General features: G+C 38.7%; 11 protein-coding genes and 2 pseudogenes. All 13 read left to right on the top strand.

Going from position 1 to position 13,344, the window contains the following annotated elements; all coding sequences use genetic code 11:
- The first annotated feature begins 39 nt into the window (after positions 1–39).
- The 13 genes and pseudogenes from ACFJIZ_RS10850 (at position 40) to murD (ending at position 13,343) form a co-directional block, all read left to right on the top strand.
- A complete protein-coding gene (locus ACFJIZ_RS10850) occupies positions 40–462 on the top strand; it encodes a hypothetical protein (RefSeq protein ID WP_379093510.1) in 423 nt (140 codons plus the stop codon).
- A gap of 110 nt (positions 463–572) precedes the next feature.
- The gene (locus tag ACFJIZ_RS10845) at positions 573–1,319 is read left to right on the top strand and encodes a glycosyltransferase family 2 protein (protein WP_379093507.1); all 747 of its coding nucleotides are present in this window, start codon (positions 573–575) and stop codon (positions 1,317–1,319) included.
- Positions 1,320–1,384: 65 nt separating this feature from the next.
- Positions 1,385–2,521 carry an MraY family glycosyltransferase gene (locus ACFJIZ_RS10840; protein WP_379093504.1) on the top strand — a complete coding sequence of 379 codons (1,137 nt, stop codon included), beginning with the start codon at positions 1,385–1,387 and terminating at the stop codon, positions 2,519–2,521.
- A 55-nt stretch (positions 2,522–2,576) separates the two neighbouring features.
- On the top strand, positions 2,577–3,572 hold the full coding sequence (gap, locus tag ACFJIZ_RS10835; protein WP_379093501.1) for a type I glyceraldehyde-3-phosphate dehydrogenase: 996 nt from the start codon (positions 2,577–2,579) through the stop codon (positions 3,570–3,572).
- Positions 3,544–4,002 carry a GNAT family N-acetyltransferase gene (locus ACFJIZ_RS10830; protein ID WP_379093498.1) on the top strand — a complete coding sequence of 153 codons (459 nt, stop codon included), beginning with the start codon at positions 3,544–3,546 and terminating at the stop codon, positions 4,000–4,002. The genes gap and ACFJIZ_RS10830 overlap by 29 nt, the downstream gene beginning before the upstream one ends.
- On the top strand, positions 3,999–5,189 hold the full coding sequence (locus ACFJIZ_RS10825; RefSeq protein ID WP_379093495.1) for a phosphoglycerate kinase: 1,191 nt from the start codon (positions 3,999–4,001) through the stop codon (positions 5,187–5,189). Before ACFJIZ_RS10830 ends, ACFJIZ_RS10825 begins: the two co-directional genes overlap by 4 nt.
- Before the next feature lie 232 nt (positions 5,190–5,421).
- Positions 5,422–5,892 carry a division/cell wall cluster transcriptional repressor MraZ gene (mraZ, locus tag ACFJIZ_RS10820; RefSeq protein WP_379093492.1) on the top strand — a complete coding sequence of 157 codons (471 nt, stop codon included), beginning with the start codon at positions 5,422–5,424 and terminating at the stop codon, positions 5,890–5,892.
- The gene (rsmH, locus tag ACFJIZ_RS10815) at positions 5,882–6,787 is read left to right on the top strand and encodes a 16S rRNA (cytosine(1402)-N(4))-methyltransferase RsmH (protein WP_379093489.1); all 906 of its coding nucleotides are present in this window, start codon (positions 5,882–5,884) and stop codon (positions 6,785–6,787) included. Before mraZ ends, rsmH begins: the two co-directional genes overlap by 11 nt.
- Complete coding sequence (locus ACFJIZ_RS10810) at positions 6,784–7,200, top strand: FtsL-like putative cell division protein (protein WP_379093486.1); 417 nt, start codon at positions 6,784–6,786, stop codon at positions 7,198–7,200. The genes rsmH and ACFJIZ_RS10810 overlap by 4 nt, the downstream gene beginning before the upstream one ends.
- Positions 7,190–9,291 (top strand): annotated as a pseudogene (locus ACFJIZ_RS10805) (penicillin-binding protein). Before ACFJIZ_RS10810 ends, ACFJIZ_RS10805 begins: the two are co-directional and overlap by 11 nt.
- A 1-nt stretch (position 9,292) precedes the next feature.
- Positions 9,293–10,750: a UDP-N-acetylmuramoyl-L-alanyl-D-glutamate--2,6-diaminopimelate ligase gene (locus ACFJIZ_RS10800; RefSeq protein ID WP_379093483.1), complete on the top strand. Its 1,458-nt coding sequence runs from the start codon at positions 9,293–9,295 to the stop codon at positions 10,748–10,750.
- Positions 10,750–11,998: pseudogene (gene mraY / locus ACFJIZ_RS10795) on the top strand (phospho-N-acetylmuramoyl-pentapeptide-transferase). The gene ACFJIZ_RS10800 and the pseudogene mraY overlap by 1 nt, the downstream one beginning before the upstream one ends.
- Position 11,999: 1 nt before the next feature.
- Complete coding sequence (murD, locus tag ACFJIZ_RS10790; protein WP_379093480.1) at positions 12,000–13,343, top strand: UDP-N-acetylmuramoyl-L-alanine--D-glutamate ligase; 1,344 nt, start codon at positions 12,000–12,002, stop codon at positions 13,341–13,343.
- The last annotated feature ends 1 nt before the right edge of the window (position 13,344 follow it).

Below are 13,344 nucleotides of genomic sequence, written 5' to 3'. Positions count from 1 at the left end.
GCATATCAATTGCGATTTTATCTGAACAAGCAACCGTATATGAGGGTTATAAAATCTATTGTAATTTCTTTTGCCCTTTTGTTGAGCTCCTATAATTGCTTTGCCGAAACAGTTACGGGTTGTAGACTTGGAAATGACGATTTTCTTTATACCGGTTACAATGGGGTACAGCCTTATCCAGTTAGCCAATGGTATGTGCCAGAATTTCCAACTTATACCACGCCTAAAAAAGACTTTTTAAATTCCTGGTATACAAGTTATAACAATTGTCCATATTTTGCCAATAATCCAACCTATGGAGCGCAATGTGCCATACAAGGGATAACCTATGTTTCTGGTGGAGAGGTTAAAAACCTTGGACAAACCATTGCCTATACACTTACTTATGATTGCCCACTTGATGATTATACCTGGGCATTATTGCTTCTGGTTGGGGGTTTAGGTGTGGTGGTCGATCAGTAAAAGAATTTAATCTTTTGATTGGCTGTTGATAGTGGGTATATTTTAGCTTTACTTATATTTAAAAGATTTTTAATTAAGGTGTACAACAATTAGCCAATGGTAGTGTCGCAATGAAGGTAAGTTTGATTACTGTAGTTTACAATGGAGAAAAATATTTGGCTGATTGCATCGAATCTGTAATCGGTCAGACTTATCAGGATTTGGAATACATCGTGATTGATGGTGCATCTACCGATTCAACACTTTCCATTATAGAGAAATATAGCGCTAATATCTCTCAATTTGTATCCGGAAAAGATAAAGGGATGTACGATGCCTTGAATAAGGGAATTGATATGGCTACAGGAGAAATCATAGGTATCTTAAATGCTGATGATATGTTGGCATCTCCTGACGTGATTGGCAGAATCGCGGTACAATTCGAAAAACATGGTGTGGATGGAGTGTATGGGAATTTGAATTACATCGATCCAAATCGTGGCAATGCAATTGTAAGAAAATGGGTGTCTAAACCTTTTACATTGAATGATATTAAAATGGGATGGATGCCAGCGCATCCTACACTTTACTTGAAAAAGGAGCTTTTTAAAAAATTTGGCTATTATTCTTTAGATTTTGGAACGGCTGCTGATTATGAGTTGATGCTTAGGTTTTTGTATCAATGTCAGGTCAAAGCGGTATTTCTGGACCAGTTGATTGTGAACATGAGGATTGGAGGGATGAGCAACGCTTCGATGAAACATCGATATCATGCCTTGGTCAATGATCTTAAAGCGCTTAAAGCCAACCATCTTCCTTTTCCATTATTTACTTTACTATTAAAGAAAATAAGCAAATTAAGGCAGTTTTTGCATTAAAATTAATTTAATTAACAATCTGTAAATTTTAATACTATTTTTGAGTACAAACTAAACATTTTATTGTGGGCATTCTACCTTGGCACCTGATTTATTATATAGCAATTGTTGGCTTGGCGTTTTTCTTATCGGTAGCCGGGATTCCTTCTATTATACAAACAGCAATAAAGTATCGCCTGTTTGATCATTCAGATAGTCACCGAAAATCGCACCGCATCAATATTTCAAGGTTAGGTGGTGTTGCCATTTTCTGTAGTTTTACCATTACCATTCTATTATTTGCCACCACCGTTAGCTATCAACAAGCTAATTTTTTGATTACTTCTTGCATCATTCTTTTTGGTCTAGGTTTAAAAGACGACCTGTATGGCGTTTCTCCAGGTACAAAATTTCTGTTGCAACTGGTGGTTTCGTTGATTTTGGTTGTTTTGGGTGGGTTTAGGCTCAGTAGCATGTACGGCGTGTTTTTCTTGTGGGAAGTTAACATGCTCTGGGGTAGCTTGTTCTCTATTGTCGTGATCATTTTTGTAAATAATGCCTTTAACCTGATTGATGGCGTTGATGGCCTGGCTGGTACATTGGGTGCAATTGCTACACTAAGTTTTGGGATATTTTTTGCCTTGGCAGAAGCATTGCCTTATGCTTTCATTGCTTTTGCCATGTTTGGCGCAATATGTGGGTTTTTGGTTTTTAACTATACACCCGCAAAGATATTTATGGGAGATACCGGGGCCTTGATCATAGGCCTGGTGTCTGTAGTATTGGCCATAAAATTTATTGAACTTAATAAAGTTGGCTCTTTTCCTTCCCCATATTTTTATTCTGCCCCATCAATTGCAGTAGCAGTATTATTAATTCCAATATTTGATTCGCTACGGATATTTTTTATCCGGTACCTGCACCGTCAATCTCCATTTAAAGGGGATCGTAACCACATCCATCATCGCTTGCAACGTTTAGGTTTTAATTCCTATCAAATCGTAATTACACTCGGGGTTTTTAACATCTTGATGATTTTCTTTGCTGTTGCAATGCAAAATTTGGGAAATTTCTTTTTAATAACCTTATTGATAGGTACTTGTGTGATTGTGAATGCTTATGTAACCTATATTCTTGGCAAAAGAGAAGACCCTGCTTATCGCATCTCTGATGTGGTGTTCAAGGATACCCTTAATAGTGGAAAACGCTCCAGAATAAATTAAAAAAAACGACAAAAAAACAGCATTTCCTTTAAAAGAATATAGGTAGTTTTGCTACATGAATTTAGCAATAAATGGATTTGGCAGAATTGGACGTACTTTTTTGCGTACAGCAATAGCACGTCAACTCAATGTGGTCGCTATTAATCATCTAACAGCGCCAGCTACTTTGGCGCACTTGTTCAAATACGATTCTGTTCATGGGGTTTATAAAGGAATAGTTTCTTATGATGATGATTATTTGATCGTCGATGGAAAAAAAATCAAGATCTATAACTCTTCAAATCCTAGTCAACTGCCTTGGGCAATGCTCAATATTGACCTAGTGATTGAATCTACTGGTAAATTTACCAATCGCGCCAATGCAAGCCTGCATTTAACTGCTGGTGCAAAACAAGTTTTGATTTCTGCCCCAGCAAGTGATAAGGATATCCCAATGGTGGTAATTGGTGTAAATGATGATCAGATCGATTTAAAGTCCGAAATTCTATCAAATGCATCTTGTACTACAAATAATGTGGCGCCAATGGTTAAAATCTTAGACGACAATTGGGGAGTAGAAGAAGGTTACATTACAACGGTACATTCAATGACGGGCGACCAAAACCTGCACGATGCGCCACACAATGATTTGCGTAGGGCCAGAGCGGCTTCTTCTTCAATTATCCCAACAAGTACGGGAGCTGCAAAAGCGATTACGCATATATTTCCTCATTTAGATGGAAGATTAGGTGGGGCTGGCATTCGTGTTCCTGTTTTAAACGGTTCGTTAACAGATTTTACCTGTATCTTGAAAAAGAAAACCACTATTGATGAAATCAATATCGCATTTAAACAAGCTGCAGCAAGCAAATTGAAATCTATCATTGAATATACTGAAGATCCAATTGTTTCTGTCGATATCATTGACAACACCCACTCTTGTGTGTTTGATGCCCAGTTGACCTCTATTGTTGGAGATCTGGTTAAAGTAGTAGGTTGGTATGATAACGAGTCGGGATATTCAAATAGATTAGTAGATTTGGTTGAAAAAATTGCAATTGCCAATGGTTAAATTTATTCCATTTGAGCTTACTTTGCCGCTCAGAAGTAAAATTTTAAGAAACGGACAGCCGCTCAAAGAATGTGTGCTCCCAACCGATCAAATAGACGGTGCCTTTCATTTGGCTTTTTATGTGGAGGAGGAGATTGCCTGTATCGGCTCTTTTTTTCCAAAAAATTATACAGACCGAAAAGAATTAGGTTATCAACTCCGTGGAATGGCTAGCGATGCTCAGTTTAAAGGAAAAGGTTGCGGTACAAAATTGGTTCAATTTGCCATTGAGTATATTGGTAAAACCAATGCCGAATACATTTGGTGTAATGCAAGATCGTCGGCAATTGAGTTTTATAAGAAACTAGGCTTTGAGCTTGCTTCCAACGAATTTGAGATAGCTGGTATTGGACCGCATTATGAAATGATTTTAAATTTAAAAAAGATATGAAGACTATAGACCAGTTAAACTTTAAAGATAAAAAAGCATTGATCAGGGTGGATTTTAATGTGCCCCTTGATAAAGATTTTAATATTACCGACGACAAAAGGATGCGTGCAGCATTGCCAACAATCAATAAAATATTGAACGATGGAGGTTCGGTGGTTTTGATGTCTCATTTGGGTAGGCCAAAAGGTGGTCCGGAGGCTAAATATTCTTTAAAACACATTTTGGGTGATCTTTCAAGGATGCTTGATTTGGATGTGAAGTTTGCTGAAGATTGTATTGGTGCGGAAGCCGAAAACAAAGCAAAAAACTTATTTCCTGGTGAGGTGCTGTTGTTGGAGAATTTACGTTTCCATCCTGAAGAAGAAAAAGGAGATGTTCATTTTGCAGAACAATTGGCCAAATTGGGCAATGTGTATGTAAATGATGCTTTTGGTACAGCCCACCGTGCACATGCCTCTACTACTATTGTGGCGCAGTTCTTTCCAACCGCCAAATATTTTGGTTATTTAATGGCCGAAGAATTGAAAAATGCAGAAAAAGTTAACCATGGTGCTGCAAAACCATTTACAGCAATTATGGGTGGAGCTAAAGTGTCTGACAAAATCTTATTGATCGAAAGTTTATTAGATAAAGTAGACAACCTGATCATTGGTGGTGGAATGGCTTATACCTTTGCAAAAGCACAAGGCGGAGAAATTGGTACTTCATTATTGGAAGAAGATAGGATGGCGCTTTGTTTGGAGTTGCTTGAAAAAGCCAAAGCCAAAGGGGTGAACTTGATTTTGCCTGTTGATACGGTGATTGCGGATAAATTTGACAATGATGCGGCTAAAGACCAAGTAGATACAGGAAAAATTCCTGCCAATTGGATGGGGCTGGATATTGGCCAAAAAACAATCGAATTGTTTAGCGAAACCATCAAAAATTCTAAAACCTTGTTGTGGAATGGTCCTATGGGTGTTTTTGAAATGGCCAATTTTGAGCAAGGGACAAAAGCCATTGCAGAGGCTGTTGTTGCAGCTACCAAAACTGGAGCTTTCTCTTTAATTGGAGGTGGTGACTCTGCTGCGGCAATTGCGAAATTTGGCTTAGAAAATGAAGTGAGCTATGTATCTACTGGTGGTGGAGCATTGTTAGAATATATGGAGGGCAAAGAATTGCCAGGTGTAAAAGCCATTCAAGATTAGATAAATTTTATGATACTGGTTCGTGTCGACACGAACCGGAAATAAGTAAAGCGGCCTGATAGGATGTAATTCTATCAGGCCGCTTTTTGTTTGTTCATTTTTAGCCGAAATATTGCCAAAATTTAAGTCAAAGTGGGAGTTTTAAATATGTTGAAAACTTTTTGTGGTAGAAAGTGGTAATTTGTGGTAGAAGTATTTATTTTTACACTACATAAAAAGCGCAAGTGGTAAAATGATTCAACTATTGGGAGAATTTGATTGTAAGTTAGATGCGAAGGGACGCCTGATGGTGCCTTCGAGTCTAAAAAAACAATTGCCCAATGTTGAGCAAGAGGGTTTGGTGGTTAACCGTGGTTTTGAAAAACACCTAGTTGTTTATCCTAAAAAAGTTTGGGAAGGCATTGTGGCTGAGTTGAGTAAGTTGAACCAGTACGAGAAAAAAACCAGAGAATTTATCCGCTTTTTTACAAGAGGTGCTACAGAATTGACTTTGGATGCCTCTGGTAGGGTGTTGTTGCCGAAGTCATTATTGGAGTTTGCGGGCATCAATGGTGATGTGGTTTTGGCTTGTCAGTTTGATAAAATTGAACTGTGGGCCAAAGATGCTTATGATAGTTTATTGGATAACGAGCCTGAAAATTTTGCAAACCTTGCAGAAGAAGTAATGGGTGGTAAAGATAGGAGAGCTGAAGATGGAAAATAATTACCACGTACCTGTATTGTTAAAAGAATGTATCGAAGGTTTGAATATCAAGCCTTCTGGTGTATATGTAGATGTGACTTTTGGTGGCGGCGGCCATTCAAGAGAAATCTTGAAAAATTTAGGGAAAGACGGTGTGCTCATCGCTTTTGACCAAGATCCAGATGCGCAACGCAATAAGATTGATGATCCACGTTTCATTTTTGTAGACCAAAACTTTGGTTTCCTTAAAAATAACCTACGTTTATTGGGTTACAAGCATGTAGATGGTATTCTGGCCGATCTAGGTGTTTCGTCGCATCAGTTCAATGAGCCGAGTAGGGGCTTCTCTACCCGTTTTGATGCTGGCCTTGATATGCGAATGGATAAACAGCGTCCCTTAACTGCTGCAGTGGTGTTAAATACTTACGCTGAGGATAAACTGCACAAGATATTCGGCATCTACGGCGAGGTGAAAAATGCAAAATCTTTGGCTAGAACTATCGTAACTGCACGGATCAATCAACCAATTGCAACGCTTGCCGATTTTAAAAGCGTAATCGCTTCGCACATCCCTAAGGGAAAAGAAAATAAATACATGGCCCAGGTTTTTCAGGCCTTGCGTATTGAGGTAAATGCGGAGATAGAAGTGTTGGAGAGTTTTTTGGAACAAAGTGCTTCGGTATTGAAACAGGGTGGTCGTTTGGTGGTAATGTCTTATCACTCATTAGAAGATCGACCTGTCAAAAATTTTATCGCTAAAGGAAAGTTTAGGGGCGAGGTAGAGAAGGATTTTTTCGGTAATGAAGAAAAGCCTTTAAAGTCCATCACGCGTAAGGCGATTGTGGCTGATGAAGAGGAATTGGCGATAAACAGCCGTGCCAGAAGTGCAAAATTGAGGATTGGAGAAAAGATATGAATAACCAATTCAAAAAGAGGATAGAAGAGCAAGAAGAAGAATTGCTGGAGCAAGAAGAACCAGAGGTTCAGAAAGAGCCTGCTAAAGAAGGAAGTACGACAGCTTTTTTTAGAAAGTTGTTTACCGAGGGGGTAGTGAGTAAGGAGTCGGCAACAGATATGCTGCCATTTTTGATTTTTTTGTGTGTGTTAGGGATGGTCTATATCGCAAATAGCCACATGGCGCAAAAAAATATCAGAAATATAGATGGATTAAATAAAGAGGTGAAGGAGTTGAGTTGGGAATATAAATCGCTAAAGGCTGATTTGATGTTTAAAAGCAAATTAACAGAAGTAGCCAAAAAGGTAGATACGTTAGGTATAAAAGAACTAATTGAACCACCAAAAAAAATCGTAGTAAACAATGAACATTAGAGCAAACATCTTATTGCGTGTATACTTGGCCTTCGGGCTAATTGTGCTTTTCGCCTTTGCTGTATTGTTGAGGTTGGGAGATGTGCAGTTTATACAAGGGCATAAATGGAAAGCTATGGCTGATAGTCTTTCTACCAAAGAGTTCGATATTGAAGCGGCCAGAGGGAATATCTATTCTGTGGATGGTAGCTTATTGGCAACCTCGATTCCTGAGTACGAATTGCGGATGGATATGTTTGCTGGTGGTATTCAAAAAGATGAGATATTCAATGCTAAGGTCGATTCTTTGGCCATGAAATTATCTCAGTTTTTTGGAGATAAGAGTAGCAAGGATTACTCTCGCCTGTTGAGAAAAGCCAGACAGGATAGCTCGCGTTATGTATTGATCAAACGAAAAGTTTCTTATCAAGACCTGAAAGTAGTGAGGACCTTTCCATTGTATAATATTGGTAAACATACAGGTGGTTTAATGGCTATCCAACAAAACAAAAGGATTTTGCCATTTAAAGACCTTGCAGCAAGGACCATTGGTTATAAAAACGAAAATGTTAAAAATGGTGTAGGATTAGAAGGGGCCTATGTTGATTACATTAATGGTGAAAGCGGTAAACAGATCAAACAAAGGATCAGTGGCGGCGTTTGGGTTCCCGTTAACAATGAAGCAGAGATTGCTCCGAAAGATGGGGCAGACATCATTTCTACCATTGATATCAACATGCAGGATCTGGCACAGAATGCACTCAAAAAACAATTAGAACTGAGCAAAGCACACCATGGGGCTGTAATTGTAATGGAGGTGGCTACTGGTGAGATAAGAGCTGTGGCCAATTATACAAGAATTGGCGAAGGTGTATATAAAGAAGAGTTCAATTATGCGATTGCTGGGAATCAAGACCCAGGGTCGACATTTAAACTGGCTTCTTATATGGCGTTATTGGAAGATAAGATGATCGATACCAATACCATGATCGGTACTGGTTATTATCAAGTGCCTGGTAAGCTGATTACAGATTCTCATCCTGTTATTGCTACGGTTACTGCAAAAAAGGCTTTCGAAACTTCATCCAATGCAGCTATTGCCAAGTTGATCAATATGCATTATGGGGATGATCCTTCAAAGTTTACAGACCATTTATATGATTGGCAACTGAACAAAAAAATGGAGATACAAATTCCAGGTGAAGCCCAGCCCGTAGTTAAAAGTCCAAAAACAAATAAAAGTTGGAACAAAAACCTGACTTTGCCACAAATGGCCTATGGTTATGAAATGCAGTTGACCCCACTTAAAATGTTGGCATTCTATAATGCGATAGCAAATAATGGAAAATATATTGCACCACTTTTTGTAAAAGAAATCAGAAGATTGGGTAATCCTGTCGAGCAGTTCAAGGCACGTGTAATTAAAGAAAAAATCTGCTCTGATGTAACCTTGAGCAAAATCAAATCGATGCTGGAAGGTGTGGTAACCGAAGGTAGTGGAAAACAGATTGTTTATAATCCGTTGTATAAAATAGCAGGTAAAACGGGTACAGCGCAAGTAGCCGATGGTAATTTGGGTTACAAAGCGAACAAACAGTACCAAGCTTCTTTTGTTGGTTATTTTCCAGCAGAGAAACCAAAATATTCAATGATCGTGGTGATCAATCGTCCAAAGGTGCCTATTATGGTGCATCGGTATCTGGTCCTGTTTTTAGAGAAGTGGCAGATCGCATCTATGCAAGTGATATCGGGATGTATAGTGGTGTAAAACAAAATATGGTTGGAAACACCGTTGCGCCAGAAGCTAAAGCCGGAGAAAGTAAAGCGACCAAACAAGTATATAATGCCTTTGGCATCAAAGCACTTTACGCCGCGAAATCAGATTATTTCAATTCTGTTGATACGAGCAATGGAGTGGCCTACCAAGAAAATATTCCTGTAAAAGGAATCATGCCTAATGTAAGTGGAATGGGCTTAAGAGATGCCATGTATTTGATAGGTAATGCGGGCTTAAAAGCCAAAGTAAAAGGAAGTGGAAAGGTAATGAGCCAGTCTATACAAGCAGGGAATAGAGTGGCTAAAGGTTTAATGGTACAATTAGAATTACGATAAGATGCAGTTGCAGGATTTATTATATGGAGTAGCGATTAAAAGTTTGGTGGGTAAACCTGATCAAGAGGTTGCTGCATTGGCTTTTGATTCTCGTGAGGTAAAAGCAGGCACCTTGTTTTTCGCCATTAAAGGAACTGTGGTTGACGGACACCAATATATTGAACAGACTATAGCTGCAGGAGCAACGGTAATTATCTGTGAGATTTTACCAGCAGAATTAAAGCCATCTGTTACCTATGTAGAAGTAGAAAACACGGCTGTTGCCTTAGGTGAGGTGGCCAGTAATTTTTATGGTAATCCATCTGCAAAATTAAAATTGGTTGGCGTTACCGGTACTAATGGCAAAACTACCATTGCAACCCTTTTATTTCAATTGTTCCGCGAGTTGGGGAATAGCGTAGGGTTGATTTCGACCGTTCAGAACCATATCAATGATACTATCGTTCCTGCTACACATACTACACCCAATCCAATTGCCTTAAATGCTTTATTGCAAGACATGGTCAATGCAGGTTGTACCTATTGTTTCATGGAAGTAAGTTCTCATGCCGTGGTACAACACCGAATTGCGGGATTGACCTTTAGCGGAGGGATATTTTCTAATATTACCCACGACCATTTAGATTTTCACCACACTTTCGATAATTACCTGAAAGCAAAAAAGGAGTTTTTTGATGGTCTTCCAAAATCTGCATTCGCTTTAACAAATGCGGATGATAAAAATGGAATGGTGATGCTGCAGAATACCAAAGCCAGCAAAAAAACTTATGCCCTAAAACAAATGGCAGATTTTAAGGGTAAGATCATAGAAAATAAATTTAGCGGATTGAACCTGACTGTTGATGAGGTTGATGTCTATTTTAAAATGGTAGGTTCATTTAATGCCTATAACCTATTGGCTGCCTATGGCACTGCGCTATTGTTAGACCAAGATAAACTAGAAGTATTAACCATACTCAGTACTTTAACCGGTGCCGAGGGCAGGTTTGATTATATGGTTTCGACCCAAGGGGTGATCGGGATTGTTGATTATGCACATACACCAGATGCCGTGCAGAATGTATTGAGTACCATCGCAAACATTAGAAAAGGTACCGAACAGGTAATTACTGTAATTGGTTGTGGAGGCGACAGAGACAAAACCAAACGGCCGATCATGGCGCAGGTGGCTTGCGATTGGAGCGATAAAGTGATCCTGACTTCTGATAATCCAAGAACAGAAGATCCTCAGACCATCATTACGGAGATGGAAAAAGGAGTTTCACCTACCAATCAACGTAAAACCTTAAGTATACTCGATAGAAAAGAAGCGATCAAAACTGCCTGCCATATTGCCAAGCCTGGCGACATTATTCTCATTGCAGGCAAAGGCCACGAAAAATACCAAGAAATCAATGGTGTAAGACATCATTTTGATGATAAAGAAGTGTTAACCGAACAACTAAACCTGATCAACTAATGTTATATTTATTATTCGAATATCTGCATAAGCATTATGATTTTCCTGGATTAAGGTTGTTCCAATACCTTACTTTCAGAGCTTCGTTGTCGATCATCTTCTCGTTGATCATCACTACAGTCTATGGTCGTAGGATCATTGATTACCTACACCGTAAACAAGTTGGAGAAACCGTAAGAAACCTAGGTTTAGAAGGACAGATGCAAAAACAAGGTACACCAACAATGGGTGGTATCATGATCTTGTTGGGTATCCTTATCCCAACTTTGTTGTTTGCCAATATCACCAATGTGTATGTAATTCTTATGATCATCACTACGGTTTGGATGGGTGCAATCGGATTTTTGGATGATTATATCAAAGTATTCAAAAAAAACAAAGAAGGTTTAGCAGGTAAATTTAAAGTTGTTGGACAAGTAGGTTTGGCCATTATTGTAGGTTTAACCATGTTCTATCATCCGAACATTGTGGTACGACAAACTGTTGATGAAACCACTGTTGTTAAAAATGCCGCTCCAATGGTATTACGTCAAAAAAACCAAGGGTTTTATTATACACAGGATGTAAAATCGACCAAAACAAACGTGCCGTTCTATAAAAACAACGAATTCGATTATTCGAAAGTATTGAAGTTTTTAGGTCAGGATTATGAGAAATATGCCATCATTGTATTTCTAGCATTTGTAATCATTATTGTGACGGCAGTTTCCAATGGGGCAAACCTAACCGATGGCATAGATGGGCTGGCCACGGGCACCTCAGCTATTATTGGTTTTACCTTGGGTATTTTGGCCTATGTATCAGGTAATACCGTTATTGCCGATTACTTGAATATCATGTACATCCCCAACTCCGGAGAGTTCGATCATTTTTGCAGGTGCTTTTGTTGGAGCCTGTGTGGGTTTTCTTTGGTACAACTCTTATCCAGCCCAAATTTTTATGGGAGATACTGGAAGTTTGACCATTGGTGGTATCATCGCTGTTTTTGCCATTATGATCCGTAAAGAATTGTTAATCCCAATTTTATGCGGTGTGTTTTTGGTAGAAGTTTTATCGGTTACACTTCAGGTAAGTTATTTCAAATACACCAAAAAACGTTTTGGTGAGGGAAGAAGAATTTTTCTGATGTCGCCTTTACACCACCATTACCAGAAAAAAGGATACCATGAAGCGAAGATCGTAACCCGTTTCTGGATCATCGGTATTTTATTGGCAATTATCACCTTCGTAACCTTAAAACTACGCTAAAATGGAAACAAAGAGAATTGTAGTTCTTGGAGCAGGCGAAAGCGGAGTGGGTGCGGCAATGCTGGCACAGAAACATGGTTTTGATGTTTTTGTATCGGATTTTGGTGGCATTTCGGATCGCTATAAATCAGCTTTGCAAGAATTGAATATCTCTTTTGAAGAAAAACAACATAGCAACGAGCTGATCCTCAATGCAAATGAAGTGATTAAAAGTCCAGGGATACCAGCTAATGCCCCAATTGTAAAAGCATTGGTTGAAAAGAACATCCCTGTAATCTCAGAAATTGAGTTTGCCAAAAGATATACCAAGGCCAAAACAATTTGTATTACTGGGTCTAATGGTAAATCGACTACCACCATGTTAACTTACCATATTTTAAAAAATGCAGGTTTAAATGTAGGTCTTGGTGGCAATATCGGACAGAGTTTTGCAGCTCAAGTGTGCAATGCAGAATTTGACTGGTATGTTTTAGAAATATCCAGCTTTATGTTAGACGATATGTTTGATTTTAAAGCAGATATCGCAGTTTTGCTCAATATTACCCCAGACCATTTAGATCGTTACGATTATAAATTAGACAATTATGCCGCATCAAAAATGCGCATTGCTCAGAACCAGACAGCAGCAGATGTTTTCATCTATTGCGCTGATGACGAAGAAACCAAAAAATCATTAGGAAAAACCAAGATCAATGCTAAACAATATCCTTTTTCTATCCGTAAAAAAATAGAACCAGGAGCTTATTTAGAAGGCGATACGATACATATCAACACACACTTAAAAGAACCATTAACCATGTCAATTTCAGAGTTAGCTTTACAAGGCAAGCACAACATTTACAACTCTATGGCCTCGGGCATAGTAGCTAAAGTATTAGAGTTACGTAATGAAACCATCCGCGAAAGCATGGGTAACTTTAAGAACATCGAACACCGTTTGGAGTTTGTGGCCAAGATCTCTGATGTGACCTACATCAACGACTCTAAAGCAACGAACGTAAATTCTACTTGGTATGCATTGGAAAGTGTAAATACCGATGTGGTGCTGATCATGGGTGGTGTTGATAAAGGCAACGACTATGGCATGCTTAAAGACTTGGTAAAAAGTAAGGTTCGTGCCATTGTGTGTATGGGTAAAGACAATAAACGTATCCACGAAGCCTTTGAAGACGATGTAGAAATCATTGTAAACACGTTTTCTGCAGCTGAGGCTGTGCAAGTGGCTTACCACTTGGCCAAAAAGGGCAATACAGTGCTATTGTCGCCAGCTTGTGCAAGTTTTGATCTGTTTAAAAATTACGAAGATAGAGGTAACCAATTTAAGGCAGCTGTAAAAGAATTATAGT

Origin of the sequence: Pedobacter sp. UC225_65 (assembly GCF_042698365.1) — a bacterium.
Taxonomy (GTDB): Bacteria; Bacteroidota; Bacteroidia; order Sphingobacteriales; family Sphingobacteriaceae; genus Pedobacter.
The sequence above is the reverse complement of the archived record's forward strand: the minus strand, read 5'-3'. Positions and strand labels throughout refer to the sequence as shown.

What these genes read in the sequence shown, in the direction of transcription:
- rsmH (WP_379093489.1), top strand. Translation starts at nt 5,882, where the DNA reads ATGGAAAATAATTACCACGTACCTGTATTGTTAAAAGAATGTATCGAA.
- ACFJIZ_RS10845 (WP_379093507.1), top strand. Translation starts at nt 573, where the DNA reads ATGAAGGTAAGTTTGATTACTGTAGTTTACAATGGAGAAAAATATTTG.
- ACFJIZ_RS10825 (WP_379093495.1), top strand. Translation starts at nt 3,999, where the DNA reads ATGAAGACTATAGACCAGTTAAACTTTAAAGATAAAAAAGCATTGATC.
- ACFJIZ_RS10850 (WP_379093510.1), top strand. Translation starts at nt 40, where the DNA reads ATGAGGGTTATAAAATCTATTGTAATTTCTTTTGCCCTTTTGTTGAGC.
- ACFJIZ_RS10800 (WP_379093483.1), top strand. Translation starts at nt 9,293, where the DNA reads ATGCAGTTGCAGGATTTATTATATGGAGTAGCGATTAAAAGTTTGGTG.
- murD (WP_379093480.1), top strand. Translation starts at nt 12,000, where the DNA reads ATGGAAACAAAGAGAATTGTAGTTCTTGGAGCAGGCGAAAGCGGAGTG.
- ACFJIZ_RS10810 (WP_379093486.1), top strand. Translation starts at nt 6,784, where the DNA reads ATGAATAACCAATTCAAAAAGAGGATAGAAGAGCAAGAAGAAGAATTG.
- gap (WP_379093501.1), top strand. Translation starts at nt 2,577, where the DNA reads ATGAATTTAGCAATAAATGGATTTGGCAGAATTGGACGTACTTTTTTG.
- mraZ (WP_379093492.1), top strand. Translation starts at nt 5,422, where the DNA reads ATGATTCAACTATTGGGAGAATTTGATTGTAAGTTAGATGCGAAGGGA.